This is a genomic window from Aminomonas paucivorans DSM 12260 (assembly GCF_000165795.1).
Classification (GTDB): Bacteria; Synergistota; Synergistia; order Synergistales; family Synergistaceae; genus Aminomonas; species Aminomonas paucivorans.
Genome location: NZ_CM001022.1, coordinates 1,865,218 through 1,881,036, shown reverse-complemented (window position 1 = coordinate 1,881,036; position 15,819 = coordinate 1,865,218). Strand labels below are relative to the sequence as shown.

Sequence of the window (15,819 nt, the reverse complement as noted above, 5' to 3'; positions counted from 1 at the left end):
GCTTCTGTCGCTTGGATCGAACCGGTTTGTCCATGAGCATGGCCTGGGATAGCCTGTCCTCGTGGTGTCCTCTGCTCGCTCTGTCCGAGGAAAGGTGTCAGGCCCGGCAGCAGGCGGCGGATCTTCTGGAACCCTTGGCGGAAGAGGAACGGGCAGCGCTTCTGGAAGCCATGGGGTGCATCGAGGCCCTCCTCGCTCCTTCCGTTCGGGGAGCGGAGCGAACGGAGGGGTAAAGGTCGCCGCAGAGGCGGGGAAGGGGGAAGGACGTGGAGACCCGAGAGGTGATTCTGTTCGTTTTCGACGGGCTTTCGGACTGGGAGATCGGTTACGTCACCCCGGGGATCCAGGTGCCGGATTTCCAGAAACGTCCCGGGGCCTGGCGGGTCCGGGTCGTGTCGGCGGGGGGGCGTCCCGTGACCACCATGGGAGGGTTGCGGGTCCTGCCGGAGGGATCCCTGGAGGAGACGGACCCCGCTGAGGCGGGAATGCTGGTCCTCCCCGGGGGCATGGCCTGGGAACGGGGAGGCAACGGGGAAGCCCTGGACCTGGCCGCCCGGTTCCTGGAGGCGGGAGTCCCGGTGGCGGGGATCTGCGGGGCCACCTACGGGCTGGCTCGGGCGGGGCTGCTGGACCGGAGGCGGCATACCAGCAACGCCCGGGAATACCTGGCCGCCACGGGCTACCGGGGCGGGGACCTCTACGAGGAGGCCCCCGCGGTGACCGACGGGGACGTGATCACCGCCCCCGGAGTTTCACCGGTGGACTTCGCTCTGCACATCTTCCGGCGGCTGGACCTGTTCACCCCGCCGGTGGCGGAGGCCTGGTTCGGCCTCTTCAAGACCGGGCGCCCGGAGTTCTTTGCCGCCCTTGGCAGTGCGCTGGAAAAGGGGGCCCCGAGCGGGGCGGAACGCTGAAGGGCAAATGGAAGAGGCAAACCGCCCCCTTCCCTCGCGGGAGGGGGTTTTTTCGTGGGCCGGGACATAAGCGGGCGCGTCATCCCTTCTTCTGCATGGAGAGACGATGCTTTAGAATGAAGGTCGATTTGCGCCTGGGGTTCCGAGAGTTCTCCCGTGGTTTCGGGGGAGCCGCGGGGCAACGGGATCCGAAAGGGAGGTGGAGGCATGGAGGTGTTGTGGCTGTCCCGGGGAGACGTGGCGTCTCTGGGGGTCACCATGGTGGAGGCCATGGCGGAGGTGGAGCGGGGGTTCCGGCTGAAAGGGCAGGGGAAGGTGGAGATGCCCGCCAAGATCGGGGTGCACACCCGCCCCGACTGCTTTCTCCATGCCATGCCCTGCTTCGTTTCCGGGGAGGTGGACGTCTCGGGGCTGAAGTGGGTGGGAGGCTATCCTCCGAACCAGGCCAAGGGGCTACCCTACATTACCGGAATCTACTGCCTGAACGACTGCGAGACGGGGTTTCCCCTGTCGGTGATGGATGCCTCCTGGCTCACGGCGCTGCGGACGGGGGCTGCCACGGGGGTGTGTGCCCGACATCTGGCCGCCCCGGGGGCGGAGGTGGCGGGGATGGTGGGGCTGGGGGTGCAGGCCCGAACCAGCCTGCTTGCCCTGCGGGAGGCCCTGCCGAACCTGCGTCGGGTGCAGGTCTACGATCTGTTTCCTTCCCAGACGGGCCGCTTCGTGGCGGACCAGGAGCCGCTGCTTCCGGGGGTGGAACTGGTGCCCTGTCTGGAGGCGGAAGCGGCGGTGCGGGAGGCGGACGTGACGGTGACCTGCGTGCCCATCGTGACGGATCCCAAACGCTTCATCCCTGCCGCTTGGCTGAAACCCGATGCTCTGGCCATTTCGGTGGATTACGACGCGGCCTATTGCGAAGACGTCATGGCGGGGCTCTTCGTCTGCGATGATCGGGAGCAGTACCTGTGGACCCAGGAACACGGGGTCTACTTCCGGGGATACCCCGGGGCGGAGGGGATCTACGGAGACATGGGGGATCTCTGCGCGGGGAAGACCCCTCCGGCGCGGGAGGGGCGTCGGGGGGCGGTGCTGATGGGTATCGCCCTGGACGATGCCCTGGTGGGAAGCCTTCTCTACCGCCGCGCCCGGGAGCGGGGTGTGGGGAAGACCCTGGAACTCTAGTCCGTTTCTCGTGGGGACGAGGCCCCGGACCCGAAGGTCCGGGGCCTCGTCGTGTCTTGAGCATCGGCAGGGACGGCCCGGAGGGGGAGAACCTCGTCCCTTGCGGGGGCGAGCCCCCTCGGGGCTCCCTGCAGGGTGGGGTTGACAGCTTGGTGAATATGGCTATGATGTTTGCGTTATAGCAAACGTTATTTCTTTTTGTTTGTATATATGCCCCCATGGGGTGGCCGGGGGTGCGCATCGGAGGGACAATTCGATGAAGAAGAGAGTCGAAGAGAAGCGCAAGATCCCCGGCGTCTGCTACGCCTTTTCGGACGACGGGGTGGAGCTGCCGGTACCGGACGTGACCCACTGGGCCTTTCTTCTGGATCCCGGGGAAGAGGAACTTCGGCGTCGGGAGGTGGCCTACCTGGAGGGGATGCGGCGCTGGGAGCGGCTTCCCTCCCCGGTGCGTCGGGGGCTTTCGTGGTTTTTCCAGCGGCGTTCCCTCCTGGCTCGGGCGGGGACGGGGACGGAGGGCTCCCTCCTGAGCGGCATGAACACCTATCTGATGAAGCTGGGGCCGCGTCCTCTGGGGAAAGGGTACGCCTCCGCCCTGGACCGCAAGGTGGCGGACGAGCTGCCCCCCTTTGGGGTACGTCTGCGTCTGCGGGATCAGGCCTGCCTGGTAGCGGAGGCTCTGGGGGGCCTTCTGGAGACGGGCAGGACGGGGCCGGTCCTCCTCTGGAACATCGCCGGGGGAACCGGCATGGACAGCCTCAACGCCCTGATCCGGATCCGGAAGGAGCGACCGGAGCTGCTGGCAGGCCGGGGGGTACGGGTGCTTCTCCTTGATTCCGACGAGGCGGGTCCCCGGTTCGGCAGCCGGGCGGCGGAGGCCCTTCGAGGCCCCGGAGGGCCCCTGGAGGGGATGGACCTGGAGGTCCGGAGGGTCCCCTACGACTGGACGAACCCGTCGGATCTGCGGCGCATCCGGGACAGAGAGGGAACTCCTTGGGCCGGTTCCTCCGAGGGGGGGCTCTTCGAATACGGGTCGGACGAGGAAATCCTCTCGAACCTGGAGGTGCTGGGGGAAATCGCGGGGCCGGGGTTCTTCCTGACGGGGTCGGTGCTGCGGGACAACGAGGTCACCCGGGTCATGGGGCGCAACAGCCGTCTGGCGATCCGATGCAGAGGGGTGGCAGGTTTTGTCCCCTTGGCGGTCCGCAGTGGCTGGGAGATTCGCAGGATCCTGGACGGTCCCACCATCCACAGCCTGCTCTTGGGCGTGGCGGGCCGGGGAACCCCCGTCTGATCAAGGCGGGGAGAGACGTGGAGAAAGCGAGGGAACAAGGATGCACGTGGCGACGGAGGCCTTTGAGCGGGCTTCGGTGGAGGAACTGGCAAAAGGGGTTCTCTTTGACGGGCAGAGGCGGTGTTGGGTGTGTCTGGTCTGCGGGCGATCCTTCGCCGAAGGGGAGGTCTTTCCCCGAGAAGGGCGGTTCTGGGAGGCCGGTGCGGCGGCACGGCTTCACGTCCGGGAGGAGCACGGCCCGTTGGGGCGGTGGTTGGTGGATCTGGAGCGGGAGTGGGGAGGGCTTTCGGAGGCCCAGGGGAAGGTGGTGGAGGGGTTTCTGGAAGGGTTGGACGACGGGGCCCTGGCGGCGCGCCTCTCCCTGAGCCGTTCCACCGTGCGGAACCATCGGTTTCGGTTGAAGGAGCGGGCCCGGCAGGCCAAGGCGTTTCTGGCGCTGATGTGGGTGCTGGAGGAGGGGCGTGCGGAGGGAGATCGGTTCGTGGAGTACCCTGCCCACTCCCGGGAGGTGGACGAGCGCTACGCCGTGACGGAGGAGGAGTACGCCCGGATCCTGCGCAAGTACCTGGGGGAGGACGGGGCGCTGGTCCGGTTTCCCCTGAAGGCGAAGGAGCGGGTGGCCCTGCTGCGTCACCTGGTGCAGGGGCTGGAGCCGGGGCGACGCTACGCCGAGCGGGAGCTGAACGAGATCCTGTCGGCCTTTCACGCGGACTACGTCCTGCTGCGGCGCTGCCTCATCGACTACGGCTTCCTGGATCGGACCCGGGACGGCTCCGCCTACTGGGTGCGTCTGTAGGGCTCAGCCCAGGGCCCCCCGAGCGGCCAGGATGTACCGGGCCCGGTCCAGGGGGCTCACGCTGCGGCGGGGGGCCTCCGCCCGGATCTCCTCCGGGCAGTCCCGGTAGCCCGCGAAGCGGGTGGAGAAGCGCCCCCGCCCTCCCGTGAGGGAGCCCAGGCGGACGGCGTAGTCCCCGCAGGGTTCCGCCGGAAGGGTTCCCTCCACCCGGAAGACCCCCTCCTCCACCCGCGGGGCGTCGAAGGTCCCCCGCATGCGCAGCAGGTCTCCCAGCACCGCCCCTGCCGCCTCCTCCGGGGCGGCCAGGGCAAAGCGAAGCACCGGCTCCAGCAGCCTGGTGCCCCCTTTCTGGAGGGCGTCGAAGATCCCCATGGGGGTGGCGATGGCGAAATCCGTGGGGCGGGAGTGGACCTCGTGGTCCTCCCCTTCCAGCAGGGTGATCCGCAGGTCCGTCACCTCCCAGCCCAGGAGCCCCTGCTCCAGGGCTGCGGGGAGGGTGCGCTCCACCTCCCTCTGGTACTTGAGCTTCACGTCGTCGGTGCTTACCCGGGAACGGTAGACCACCCCGGAGCCCCGTTCCCCCGGTTCCACCAGGAAGCGCAGCACCGCCCAGCAGGGCTTGGGAAGGGTGTATTCCACGTATCCTTCCGCGGCTTCCTGCAGGGTTTCCTTGTAGAGGGTGGCGGGTTTCTCGAAGGTCGCGGCCAGACCGAACCGGTCCGACAGGAGGGCGGTCAGGATCTCCACCTGCAGGGGGCCCAGGATGCGCAGGTGCATCTCCTGCCTTTCCCGGTCCAGCACCAGCCCCAGGTGGGGGTCCTCGTCGGAGAGCACCCGAAGGGCCGCAAGGAGTCTCGGGGCGTCCTCGGGGGTCGGGGGGACGGCCCGGACGGAGAACAGGGGCTCCGCCAGGGGCACCCCACACGGAAGGCCTTCCGGGTCTCCCAGGGCGTCTCCGGCCCTGGCCTCTCCCAGGCCGAAGACCAGCCCCAGATCCCCCGCCTCCAGGGAGGACACGTCCTCCCACCGTCCTGCACCGGCCCGCCGGATCCGGGTGACCTTGCCGGGCTCCTCCCGGCCGGGAAGGGGCAGGGCGTCCCGGGTGCGCAGGGTTCCCCGGTGGACCCGCACGTAGACTCCCCGTCCCAGGGCGGGGTCGTGGACCACCTTGAAGGCCCGGGCGCTTGTGGGGGCCTCCGGATCTCCCCCCGCGGGGGGAAGGAACCGCACGAGCCCGTCCAGCAGGAGCTCCACCCCCAGACCGTCCAGGGCGGCGCCGAACAGGAGGGGGAACAGGCGCCCCTTTCGGGCGTGGGGCTCCGCCCGGCGCAGCAGTTCCTCCGGCGGGAGGGTCCTGCCCTCCAGGTAGGCTTCCATCAGGTCCTCGTCCAGATCCGCCAGGGCCTCGAAAAGCCCCGCCGCCGCTTCCGGGTCCCCTGGGTCCGAGAGGTCCCGCAGGAGGAGGCGGTCCGTTCCCGCTCCTGCCAGGGTCTGCAGGGGCACGGCGCGGGGGGTGAGGAGGCGGCGGATCTGTCCCAGGACGCCGGGGAGGTCCGCTCCCACCCGATCCACCTTGTTCAGGAAGAAGAGGGTGGGCAGCCCCAGGGCCGCGAGGGCCTCCCAGAGCACCTCCGTCTGGGCCTGCACCCCTTCCGCCGCCGAAACCACCAGCACCGCCCCGTCCAGGACGGAGAGGGTGCGCTCCACCTCCCCGGCGAAGTCCCCGTGCCCGGGGGTATCCACCAGGTTGAACCGATGCCCCCTCCATTCGAAGGAGGCCAGGGAGGCGCGCACGGAGATGCCCCGACGGCGCTCCACCTCCAGGTCGTCGGTGCAGGCGGTGCCCGCGTCCACGCTGCCGGGGATCCGAAGGGCCCCGGAGGCGTGGAGCAGTCGTTCCGTCAGGGTGGTCTTGCCCGCGTCCACGTGGGCCAGGATGCCGAGGTTCCGCAGGGTGGGTCCGCTCAAGAAGAAGCCTCCTCAAAGAGGTGTGGGGTTCCCAGGGCGCGAAGGGCGGCGGCCACGGGACCGGGCTGAGGGGGATGCACCCAGGAGTATAGCTTCTTCTTCCGGCCCCGAAGGGTTTTCAGCAGGCCAGGAGGGTTTCTTCCTGGGAGAAGAGGGCTAGGGCCTGTTTCTGCTCTTCCGTCAGCCTCCCTGCCCCCTCTCCCTCCGGAAGGAGCCGGGCGGATTCCCAGAGTTCCCGGGGGATGTGGGCGCTGGGGCCGATGCGCCGCCGCAGATCCCGCAGGGATGCCAGCAGGGAGGGTAGGTGAAAGAGGAACACCGATTCGATAGCCCAAGGAGCGGAGGCGTCGCCCTTTTCCGGGGGGAGGAGCGCCTCGGGGCCCGCCAGCACCAGGAGGTATTCCGCCGGGGTGCCCTCGCTGAGGGAAAGGAGGCCGTCCCAGCGGAGCCGCCACTGCACCGCCACGGTTTTCCCCGCCAAAGAGCCTTCCCGGAAGCGCCCCGTCCAGGGGAGGTGTTCCGTCCCCTCCAGCGGATCGATGGCAAAGACCTGCGAGGCCACGTAGGCCCCCAGGGATTCGGGCTTCAGGGGGTGCCCCACCAGGTCCGAAACTTCCGTTTCTGTTTGGTTTCTTTGCGCGATGAGCGTTGCCAAACGGTTCAGTGTGTCCATGTGTTCAGGCCTCCTTGGGGGTCTTTCTTTGGTCCGAGATTTTAGCATGGGATGACTTGCGGAACAAGAGTTGCCTGTATCTCTCTCGCGGAGAGGTCGAGCATCCGCCCTTGCGGCGACGGGATGGAGTGACCCTGTGGCGAGGACGAGAGGAAAGGGACACGATAAGTAGGCCATGAATTGGCAATTCATGGCACAATTAACACAATTCCCCCTTGATCCTCTCCCTTTCCGGTCCTATAGTTTTTCGGGATGGGAACTTCTTCTGTGAGTGCACGATGAAGCATTCGTCCCCTTGGGGCGGGTGTCTGGGGAGGGAATCGAGATATGTCACAGTTCTTCCGGCGGTGGGGCGTGGCGCTGATGGGAGGTGGGCTCCTCCTGGTCCTTCTGATCCTGGCGTCGAGCGTGCCCCCCACGGTGTTCCCGGGAAAGACAGCTTCGACCGGTCCCGCGACCCCGCGGACCGCAGCTTCGGGTGCAACAGGGACGGCCCCCCGAAAGGGCTCGCCGACCTCGGAGACGGGACTGCTGGCCTTCGACCACGCCCTGAAGCAGGGACGGGTCCGCAGCGCGGTCCTGAACCTGGAGACGAGGCAGCTCGTCTGGGTCGAGTCCTCCGGAGCGACCCGCCGGACGGGGGTGGTGGACCCCGCGAAGACGTCCCAGCAGCTGGTGGCCCGGGGGGTGGAGGTGCAGGTGGTGGCGCCTTCGGGCTTCCGTACCCGGGATCTGCTCCTGGGGCTCGCCTTCCTGGCTCCCCTGCTGTTCCTGCCTCTGGTCCTGCGGGCGAGCCGTCGGCGGTCCGGGGGGGCGCAGGAGGGGCGCTGGGGCATCGCCGAGGCCCGGGAGCTTCCGGAGACCCGGTTCGCTGACGTGGCGGGGTGTGACGAGGCCAAGCAGGACCTGGCGGAAACGGTCTCCTACCTGAAGGACCCGGACACGTTCCTGGCCTGGGGGGTGCGCCCTCCCAAGGGGGTGCTCCTCTTCGGACCCCCCGGGACGGGGAAGACCCTTCTGGCCCGGGCGGTGGCGGGAGAGGCGGGGGTGCCCTTCTTCCGGGCGGCGGGGAGCGATTTCGTGGAGATGTACGTGGGGGTGGGGGCCAGCCGGGTTCGGGAGATCTTCCAGCGGGCCCGCCGCCATGCCCCCTGCATGGTGTTCATCGACGAGATCGACGCCATCGGCCGAGCCCGAGGGGCCTCGGCCACCGGGGGCAACGAGGAGCGGGAGAGCACCCTGAACCAGCTCCTGGTGGAGATGGACGGGTTTTCCCCCAGCGCGGGCATCGTGGTGATGGCCGCCACGAACCGACCGGACGTGTTGGATCCCGCCCTCACCCGGCCCGGGCGTTTCGACCGGCGGGTGATGGTGGACCGGCCCGATGCGGCGGGGCGGGAGGCCATCCTGGGGCTTCATCTGCGGAACAAGCGGACTGCCCCGGACCTGGACCTGGCGGAGTTGGCGACCTTCACCACGGGGTTCACCGGGGCGGACCTGGAGAACGCCTGCAACGAGGCGGCCCTGGTGGCCATGCGTCGGGGGAGGGAGCACATCGGCCGGGAGGAGTTCTCCGAGGCGGTGGAGCGGGTGGTGGCGGGACCGGAGCGCAAAAGCCGTCGCTTGTCCCCGCAGGAAAAGAGGGTGGTGGCCTACCACGAGGTGGGGCACGCCCTGGTGGCCCGGCTGCTTCCCGGAGGGGATCCGGTGAAGAAGGTTTCCATCGTCCCCCGGGGCATGGGGGCCCTGGGCTACACCCTCCAGACCCCGAGGGAGGACCGGTTCCTCTCCTCCCGGGGGGAGCTGCTGAACCGCATCTGCGTCCTCCTGGGGGGGCGTGCGGCGGAGGACCTGTTCTGCGGGGACGTCACCACGGGGGCCCAGAACGACCTGAAGCGGGCCAACGGCATCGCCCGGCGCATGGTGACGGAGTTCGGCATGGGGGAGAAGCTGGGGCTGCTCACCCTGGCGGGGGCGGACGAAGGCCCCTTGCGCTTCGACCAGCCCGGGCCCGGTTCCGCAGGTCCGGTGGCGCAGCTGGCGGACTCGGAGGTCCGGGACATCGTGGAGACCTGTTACGGCCGGGTGACGGAGCTGCTCTCCCGGCACCGGGAGGCGGTGGAGCGGCTGACGGGGGAGCTGCTGAACCGGGAGGTGATCCTGGGGGAGGACGTGGACCGGGTCCTGGCGGTGGAGGGATAGGACAGAAAGGGTTCCCCGACGGGAGGGGCGAAGGGAGGGATGCCTCCCTCGTCCCTCCCGTTTTTGTGGGGGGTCAGTTCCCCCGGTCCAGGGCCTCTCGCAGGGAGGCGGCGAAGGCCCGCACCTCCCGGTGCAGGGCCCGATCGTTCCCGGAGTGCCGGGCGATCCGCTCCACCAGGGCGCTGCCCACCACCACCCCCTCGGCGAGGCGGGCTCCCTGCGCCGCCCCCTGGGCGTCCCGGATGCCGAAGCCCAGGGCCCGGGGGGCGGGGACGAGGCGTCCCACTCGGTCCAGGTAGGTCTCCAGGTTTCCCCCGGATAAGGGGCTTCCCGTGGTGCCCAGGAGGGAGACGCAGTACACGAACGCCGGCTCCGTCCGTCCCAGGGCGGCGAGGCGCGCCTCCGGGGTGTTGGGGGCGGCCATGGGGAGCGTGGGGACTCCCTGGGCCTTCAGGGCTCCGTGGACCTCCTCCCCCTCATCGAAGGGCAGGTCCGGAAGGAGCACCCCCGAGACCCCCGATTCCGCCGCTTCCCGGGCGAAGCGCTCCGTCCCGTAGGCCAGCAGGGGGTTGAGGTAGCCCATGAGGAGCAGGGGGAGGGCGGTGGCCTCCCGGACCCGAGCCGCCGTCTCCAGGGTCTTGCCCAGGGTGGCCCCTCCCTTCAGGGCCCGGCCCGCTGCGGCCTGGATCACCGGGCCGTCCGCCTGGGGCTCCGAGAAGGGCATCCCCAGTTCCAGGGCGTCCGCCCCCGCCTCCTCCAGGGTTCGGGCCAGGGCCACGGTGGTTTCCGCGTCCGGGTCCCCCGCCATGAGGTAGAAGATCAGGGCCTTGCGCCGCTCGAAGATCCCCTTCAGGGGGCTCATCGTGCTTCCTCCTTTCCCTGTCCCAGCACCGTGGGCAGGTCCTTGTCCCCCCGACCGGAGAGACACACCACCAGCAGGTCCTCCCGCCTCAGGGAGGGGGCCAGCTGCGCCGCCCCCGCCAGGGCGTGGGCGCTCTCCAGGGCGGGGAGGATGCCTTCGGTGCGGCAGAGGAGGGAGAGGGCCTCCAGGGCTTCCCGGTCCGTGGCGCTTCGGTATTCCACCCGTCCCGTGTCCTTCAGGAAGGAGTGCTGCGGTCCCACGCCGGGGTAGTCCAGCCCGGCGGAGATGGAATGAGCCTCCTTCACCTGCCCGTCCTCATCCTGAAGCAGGTAGGCGAAGCTCCCGTGGAGCACCCCGGGGGTTCCCAGGCTCAGGGTGGCGGCGTGTCGCCCCGTTTCCAGGCCTTCTCCCGCCGCCTCCACCCCCACCAGCCGGACATCCCGATCCTCCAGGAAGGGGGCGAACATCCCCATGGAGTTGCTGCCGCCCCCCACGCAGGCCACCGCCAGGTCCGGCAGGCGTCCCTCCGTCTCGAGGCACTGGCGCCGGGTCTCGTCCCCGATGACCCGCTGGAAGTCCCGCACCAGGGCGGGGTAGGGGCGGGGGCCCACCACGGAACCCAGGACGAAGTGGGTGTCCTCCACCTGGGCGCTCCAGGCCCGGATGGCCTCGCTGGTGGCGTCCTTCAGGGTGCCCGCCCCGGAGGTGACGGGCACCACCTCTGCTCCCAGCAGGCGCATGCGGTCCACGTTGAGGGACTGGCGGGCCATGTCCTCCGCCCCCATGTAGACCCGGCACTCCAGGCCGAAGCGGGCGGCGGCGGTGGCGGCGGCTACCCCGTGCTGCCCCGCCCCGGTCTCCGCCAGGACCCGTCGCTTGCCCATGCGGGCCGCCAGGAGCACCTGGCCCAGGGCGTTGTTGATCTTGTGGGACCCCGTGTGGTTCAGGTCCTCCCGCTTCAGCAGGATCCGGGGCCCCCCCAGGGCTTCGGAGAGCCGGGGGGCCGGGGTCAGGGGCGTGGGGCGCCCGCTGTATCGGTGCAGCAGGTCCGCCAGCTCCTCCTGGAAGGAGGGATCCTCCCGAAGGCGTCCGTAGGCCTGCTCCAGTTCCTCCAGGGCGGGGATCAGGGTCTCCGCCACGTAGCGTCCGCCGTAGGGGCCGAAACGGCCCGGTCGGTGCGTCACGATGCCTCACCTCTTTCTCGTCGTTCTGTCTGTTCTCGTCTCATCTCGTCCTGCCTCGCGTCGAAGTCCCGCACCGCCGCGAAGGCTCGGCGCAGCTTCTCCCCGTCCTTGATCCCCGGGGCGGATTCCACCCCGCTGTTCAGGTCCACCCCCCAGGGACGCACCCTCTCCAGGGCGACCCTCAGGTTCTCCGGTCCCAGCCCTCCCGCCAGGAGGAAGGGGCGAGGGGAGGGGCGTCCCCGCAGCAGGGACCAGTCGAAGGGGATCCCCGTCCCCCCCCGTCCGGGGGTGCCCCCGTCCAGGACGAAGGCGTCCGCGTTTCCGTAGGCCTCCAGGCGATCCAGGTCCGCCGGTCCCCGCACCGCCAGGGCCTTCCAGGCCCGCAGCCCCGGCACCGACAGGTCCTCCGGGGCCTCCCGGCCGTGGAACTGGAGGACGTCGAAGAGTCCGGAGGCGCGGATCTCCTCCCGTTCCTCCGGGGTGGGGTCTACCACCACCCCCACCCGCAGCGCCCGGGGAGGGAGGTCCCGCACCAGGGCCTCGACGGTCCCCAGGCTCACCCGACGGGGGCTGGGGGCCAGGAGGAACCCCAGGGCGTCCGCCCCCAGCTCCGCCGCCAGGAGGGCGTCCTCCCGCCGGGTGAGGCCGCAGACCTTCACCCGGGTCACGGGGTGCCCCCGGCGGCGCGGAGGCGCCGCAGCAGCTCCGTCGGGTCCGGATCGGTCATGAGGGCTTCCCCCACCAGGATCCCGTCGGCCCCCCACCGGGCCAGCTTCTCCGCGTCCTCGGGGGAGCGCACCCCGCTTTCCGACACCAGGACCCGATCTTTTCCCCCCAGCCGGTCCAGGGCCTCCACCAGGCGGCGGGTGGTGGTCAGGTCCACGGAAAAATCCCGCAGGTCCCGGTTGTTCACCCCCAGGACGCGGGCGGAGGTGTCCAGGACCCGGCGCAGCTCCTCCTCGTCGTGTACCTCCACCAGGGCCTCCATCCCCAGGGAACGGGCCAGGTCCAGAAGTTCCCTCAGGGCCCGCTGCTCCAGGGCGCAGGCCAGGAGGAGCACCGCATCGGCCCCCAGGAGGCGGCTTTCGTACACCTGGAGGGGGTGGATCAGGAAGTCCTTCCGCAGCAGGGGCAGGGAAGTCCGGGGGCGCAGGGCCTGCAGGGTCTCCGGATCCCCGTGGAAGAAGGTTCGGTCCGTCACCACCGACACCGCCGCCGCTCCTCCTTCCTCGTAGAGGTGCAACTGGGCCGCCGGGTCCGCATGGGGGGCGAAGGCTCCCCGGCTGGGGGAGGCCCGTTTGATCTCCCCGATCACCCCCAGGCCGGGTTTGCGCAGCGCCTCCTCCAGGGAGGCCCGGGGGGCGCAGGCTTCCGCCACCTCCCGGGCCTTGGCCTCCAGGATCTGCGGGAGGATCATGCCGCCCCCTCCTCTCGGCTCCGGGCGAAGGCCAGCACCTCCGCCAGCTTCGCCGTCCCCGCCCCGGAGTCCAGGACGCGGCGGGCCTGTGCCGCTCCCTCCGCCAGGGAGGAGGCGTGCCCCGCCACCAGGAGGGCCGCGGCGGCGTTGAGCACCACCACGTCCCGACGGGGTCCCGGTGCGCCTCCCAGGATCTCCCGAAGTATCCGGGCGTTCTCCTCCCCGCCCCCCCCCGCCAGGGCCTCCAGGGGGGCAGGGGAGAGCCCCGCGTCCTCCGGGCGGATCACCTCGTCCCGCACCGTCCCGCCTTCCAGGCGGCAGGCTTGGTTGGGGCCGGAGAGGGAGAGTTCGTCCACCCCCCCGTGGCCGTGCACCACCAGGGCCCCCCGGGCCCCCAGAAGGCCCAGAGCCTCCGCCAGGGGGCGGACGAGCTCCGGCGTGGGAGCCCCCACCAGCAGATGGGTGGCCCCGCAGGGATTGGCCAGGGGGCCCAGAAGGTTGAAGAGGGTCCGCACCCCCAGGGCGCGCCGGGCGGGTCCCACCTTCCCCAGGACCCGGTGGAAGTGGGGGGCGAAGAGGAAGCCGAACCGGGTGGTCCGGACGGAATCGGCGATGGCCTCGGGTTCCGAGAGGAGGGGCAGCCCCAGGGCCTCCAGCACGTCGGCGCTGCCGCAGCGCCCCGAGACCGCCCGGTTGCCGTGCTTGGCCACGGGGACCCCCGCGGCGGCGCACACCAGGGCCACGGTGGTGGAGATGTTGAAGGTCCTTCCCCCGTCCCCGCCGGTGCCTACCACGTCCAACAGCGTCGTCTCCCCCGTTTCCACCCGGGTGGCCCGGTCCAGCAGCAGCCGCGCCGCCGCGGCGATCTCCTCCCTGCTCTCCCCCTTGGAGCGCAGAGCCGCCAGGAAGGCTCCCACCTGGGCCTCCGGGACGGCCCCCTCCAGCAGGGCCTCCAGGGCCCCTCTCGTCTCCCCCTCCGTCAGGTTCTCCCGCCGCAGCAGCTTCTCCAGGATCTGCCTCATCGTCCCGTCCCCTCCCTTCCGGTGCATCGACAGAAGTTCTCCAGCAGCCTCCGTCCCCCCTCCGCCAGGATCGACTCGGGGTGGAACTGCACCCCGAAGACCGGCCAGGTCCGGTGCTGCAGCCCCATCACCACCCCGTCATCCGCCCGGGCGGTGACCTCCAGTTCCTCGGGCAGGGTGGCGGGGTCCACCGCCAGGGAGTGGTAGCGGACTGCCCGGAAGGGATCGGGCAGTCCCTCCAGGATCCCCCGGCCCCGGTGGCGCACCGGAGAGGTCTTGCCGTGGAGGGGTTTGGGGGCCCGGCCCACGGAGGCCCCGAAGGCGGCGGCGATGGCCTGGTGTCCCAGACAGACCCCCAGGAGGGGGACCTGTCCCGCCGCGGCTCGTACCAGCCCCAGGGTTCCGGGGACCTCTTCGGGACCCCCCGGCCCGGGGGAGAGGACGACCCCCGCAGGACGCAGGGTCTCCAGGACGTCCGGGGTCGCCCGGTCTGCCGGGAGCACCCGGACCTCCTCCAGGGAGGCCAGAAGCTGGGCCAGGTTGTGGGTGAAGGAATCCCGATGGTCCACCAGCAGGATCATCGGACGACCTCCTCTCCCGCCGCCGCCCGCAGGGCCCGCAGCAGTGCCTCCGCCTTGTGCCCCGTCTCCGCCAGCTCTCCCTCCGGGGTGGAGTCCGCCACCACCCCCGCGCCGGTGCGCACCTCCACGACCCCGTCCCGGTGCAGCAGGGTGCGCAGAGCGATGCAGCTGTCCAGGTCCCCGCAGGGGTCCAGGAAGACCAGGGCCCCCGCATAGGGCCCCCGGGGGGATGCCTCCAGTTCCTCGATGCGCTCCATGGCCCGTACCTTGGGGGCTCCGGACACGGTGCCCGCAGGGAAGGAGGCCGCCAGGGCCTCCAGAGGGCTCGTGTCCTCCCGAAGGCGTCCCTCCACCTGGGAGACCAGGTGCATCACCCGGGAGAAGCGCTCCGTCTCCATGAGTTCCGGCACCGTCACGGAGCCGGTCTCGCAGACCCGGCCCAGGTCGTTTCGGGCCAGATCCACCAGCATCAGGTGCTCCGCCCGCTCCTTCTCGTCCTCGTGGAGTTCCGTCTCCCGGTGCCGGTCCTCCTCCGGGGTCGAACCCCGGGGGCGGGTTCCCGCCAAGGGACGGGAGACCACCCGACGCCCCCGTACCCGAAGCTGGGTCTCCGGGGAGGACCCCACCAGCCGGAAGTCCCCCAGGTCCAGCAGGAACAGGTAGGGGGAGGGGTTGGCGTCCCGGAGGGCTCCGTAGATCCCCTCGGGGCTCAGGTCCGTCTCCAGGGTCAGGCGGCGGGAGAGCACCACCTGGCACAGGTCTCCATCGTGCACCAGGTCTCGACCGGAATGCACCATCTCCCGAAACCGCTCCGGGGAGGCGTCGGACCGGGGCGCCCCCAGGGTCCGGGGAACCGATTCCTCCGGGGGGAGGGGGGACGTCAGGACGGCCTCCAGGAGGTCCAGCTCCCGATGTCCCGTCTCCTCGGCCTCCTCCGGGTTTCTCCGGTGGATCAGGGTCCAGCGCCCCGTCCCTCCGTCCCGGATCGCCAGGGAGGGGTATCCCCGGAGCACCGCGTCGGGCTCCCGGGCGGGGCGAAGGGACCGGGTTCCCCGGAAGAGTTCCTCGAAGACCCCGGACATGCCGTAACCCAGATAGCCCGAAACCGCCGGGAAGGGGAGTCCCCACACCCCTTCCGTCCGGGGGCCCAGGTAGGTCTCCACCCGGGGGAAGAGATCTTGCGGGGTCCCCCGGAAGAGGACCTGTCCCGTCCGGTCCGTTTCCTCCATCCTTCCCCCGCGGACCGTGAAAGTCCGGTCCGGACGGGCCGCCGCCACGGCGTAGCCCGGTTCTCCCTCCACTGCCGCCCGCTCCAGGAGCAGGGCCCCCTCGCATCGGGCCCGAAGCCTTCTTCCCGCCTCCAGGGGGTCCAGGTTCCCCCGCAGGGGGCGGAAGAGGAATCCTTCCGCCTCCCTCCGGGGCCCGGGCCTTGCCGCTCCTCTCGTCTCCGCTCTGCTCTCCATGGCTCTCCTCCTAAGACGCCCCCTCCGGGGCGCAGGCCTCGTCCCCCGAAGGGGACGCAAAAAAAGGGGAGGGGCCTCCGTCGAGGTCCCTCCCCGGGTGCGCAAACGCGGGAAGACAACGGGCCTCGCAGGGGATCCCTGTTACGGGATTCGCCTCCAAGACCCCGGGAACTACGCGGTGCTTCGCGTCCTCAGGCTCCTGGCGGCAGACCGCAGGTCCGCCACCACCAGCCCAGAAAACCCTGTCGCGCCATATCGGTC

The 15,819-nt window shown here is 70.5% G+C and carries 15 protein-coding genes; 6 read left to right on the top strand and 9 right to left on the bottom strand.

What is annotated here, in order from left to right; translation table 11 throughout:
* Positions 1-38 precede the first annotated feature (38 nt).
* From APAU_RS08930 to APAU_RS08910, 5 genes are all read left to right on the top strand, one after another.
* A complete protein-coding gene (locus APAU_RS08930; RefSeq protein ID WP_156789472.1) occupies positions 39-233 on the top strand; it encodes a hypothetical protein in 195 nt (64 codons plus the stop codon).
* 33 nt (positions 234-266) lie between these two features.
* Positions 267-914, top strand: a complete 648-nt coding sequence (locus APAU_RS08925; RefSeq protein WP_006301408.1) for a type 1 glutamine amidotransferase family protein — start codon at positions 267-269, stop codon at positions 912-914.
* Positions 915-1,121: 207 nt separating this feature from the next.
* Complete coding sequence (locus APAU_RS08920; RefSeq protein ID WP_006301407.1) at positions 1,122-2,096, top strand: ornithine cyclodeaminase family protein; 975 nt, start codon at positions 1,122-1,124, stop codon at positions 2,094-2,096.
* Positions 2,097-2,352: 256 nt separating this feature from the next.
* Entirely contained in the window at positions 2,353-3,390 is a 1,038-nt protein-coding gene (locus APAU_RS12645; RefSeq protein ID WP_006301406.1) for a hypothetical protein, read from the top strand.
* Between the two features lie 40 nt (positions 3,391-3,430).
* Positions 3,431-4,186 (top strand): DUF2087 domain-containing protein, encoded by a 756-nt coding sequence (locus tag APAU_RS08910; protein ID WP_006301405.1) that lies wholly within the window; start codon positions 3,431-3,433, stop codon positions 4,184-4,186.
* A 3-nt stretch (positions 4,187-4,189) separates the two neighbouring features.
* Here APAU_RS08910 and APAU_RS08905 read toward each other — a convergent pair whose 3' ends face one another.
* A complete protein-coding gene (locus APAU_RS08905) occupies positions 4,190-6,154 on the bottom strand; it encodes an elongation factor G (RefSeq protein WP_006301404.1) in 1,965 nt (654 codons plus the stop codon).
* A gap of 118 nt (positions 6,155-6,272) precedes the next feature.
* Entirely contained in the window at positions 6,273-6,827 is a 555-nt protein-coding gene (locus tag APAU_RS08900) for a hypothetical protein (RefSeq protein ID WP_006301403.1), read from the bottom strand.
* Positions 6,828-7,154: 327 nt separating this feature from the next.
* Between APAU_RS08900 and ftsH the strand changes: the two genes are divergently transcribed.
* The gene (gene ftsH / locus APAU_RS08895) at positions 7,155-9,029 is read left to right on the top strand and encodes an ATP-dependent zinc metalloprotease FtsH (protein WP_006301402.1); all 1,875 of its coding nucleotides are present in this window, start codon (positions 7,155-7,157) and stop codon (positions 9,027-9,029) included.
* Positions 9,030-9,102: 73 nt separating this feature from the next.
* On the opposite strand, the gene trpA is transcribed toward ftsH, so the two are convergent.
* Genes trpA through APAU_RS14675 form a run of 7 tightly spaced genes read right to left on the bottom strand, consistent with a single transcriptional unit; the run spans position 9,103 to position 15,558 of the window.
* The gene (gene trpA, locus APAU_RS08890) at positions 9,103-9,891 is read right to left on the bottom strand and encodes a tryptophan synthase subunit alpha (RefSeq protein WP_006301401.1); all 789 of its coding nucleotides are present in this window, start codon (positions 9,889-9,891) and stop codon (positions 9,103-9,105) included.
* Positions 9,888-11,075, bottom strand: a complete 1,188-nt coding sequence (trpB, locus tag APAU_RS08885; RefSeq protein WP_006301400.1) for a tryptophan synthase subunit beta — start codon at positions 11,073-11,075, stop codon at positions 9,888-9,890. The genes trpA and trpB overlap by 4 nt, the downstream gene beginning before the upstream one ends.
* A complete protein-coding gene (locus APAU_RS08880) occupies positions 11,072-11,743 on the bottom strand; it encodes a phosphoribosylanthranilate isomerase (RefSeq protein ID WP_006301399.1) in 672 nt (223 codons plus the stop codon). The genes trpB and APAU_RS08880 overlap by 4 nt, the downstream gene beginning before the upstream one ends.
* Entirely contained in the window at positions 11,740-12,492 is a 753-nt protein-coding gene (gene trpC, locus APAU_RS08875) for an indole-3-glycerol phosphate synthase TrpC (RefSeq protein ID WP_006301398.1), read from the bottom strand. The genes APAU_RS08880 and trpC overlap by 4 nt, the downstream gene beginning before the upstream one ends.
* Positions 12,489-13,514, bottom strand: coding sequence for an anthranilate phosphoribosyltransferase (gene trpD, locus APAU_RS08870; protein ID WP_006301397.1), 1,026 nt, complete (start codon positions 13,512-13,514; stop codon positions 12,489-12,491). Before trpD ends, trpC begins: the two co-directional genes overlap by 4 nt.
* Positions 13,511-14,095, bottom strand: coding sequence for an anthranilate synthase component II (locus tag APAU_RS08865; protein ID WP_006301396.1), 585 nt, complete (start codon positions 14,093-14,095; stop codon positions 13,511-13,513). Before APAU_RS08865 ends, trpD begins: the two co-directional genes overlap by 4 nt.
* Entirely contained in the window at positions 14,092-15,558 is a 1,467-nt protein-coding gene (locus APAU_RS14675; protein ID WP_006301395.1) for an anthranilate synthase component I family protein, read from the bottom strand. The genes APAU_RS08865 and APAU_RS14675 overlap by 4 nt, the downstream gene beginning before the upstream one ends.
* Positions 15,559-15,819: the final 261 nt, after the last annotated feature.

Bases quoted from the DNA above. Each gene is read 5' to 3' on its own strand.
- APAU_RS08930 (WP_156789472.1), top strand. From the start codon at position 39: ATGGCCTGGGATAGCCTGTCCTCGTGGTGTCCTCTGCTCGCTCTGTCC.
- APAU_RS08920 (WP_006301407.1), top strand. From the start codon at position 1,122: ATGGAGGTGTTGTGGCTGTCCCGGGGAGACGTGGCGTCTCTGGGGGTC.
- APAU_RS12645 (WP_006301406.1), top strand. From the start codon at position 2,353: ATGAAGAAGAGAGTCGAAGAGAAGCGCAAGATCCCCGGCGTCTGCTAC.
- APAU_RS08910 (WP_006301405.1), top strand. From the start codon at position 3,431: ATGCACGTGGCGACGGAGGCCTTTGAGCGGGCTTCGGTGGAGGAACTG.
- APAU_RS08900 (WP_006301403.1), bottom strand. From the start codon at position 6,827: ATGGACACACTGAACCGTTTGGCAACGCTCATCGCGCAAAGAAACCAA.
- ftsH (WP_006301402.1), top strand. From the start codon at position 7,155: ATGTCACAGTTCTTCCGGCGGTGGGGCGTGGCGCTGATGGGAGGTGGG.
- trpA (WP_006301401.1), bottom strand. From the start codon at position 9,891: ATGAGCCCCCTGAAGGGGATCTTCGAGCGGCGCAAGGCCCTGATCTTC.
- trpC (WP_006301398.1), bottom strand. From the start codon at position 12,492: ATGATCCTCCCGCAGATCCTGGAGGCCAAGGCCCGGGAGGTGGCGGAA.
- trpD (WP_006301397.1), bottom strand. From the start codon at position 13,514: ATGAGGCAGATCCTGGAGAAGCTGCTGCGGCGGGAGAACCTGACGGAG.
- APAU_RS08865 (WP_006301396.1), bottom strand. From the start codon at position 14,095: ATGATCCTGCTGGTGGACCATCGGGATTCCTTCACCCACAACCTGGCC.
- APAU_RS14675 (WP_006301395.1), bottom strand. From the start codon at position 15,558: ATGGAGAGCAGAGCGGAGACGAGAGGAGCGGCAAGGCCCGGGCCCCGG.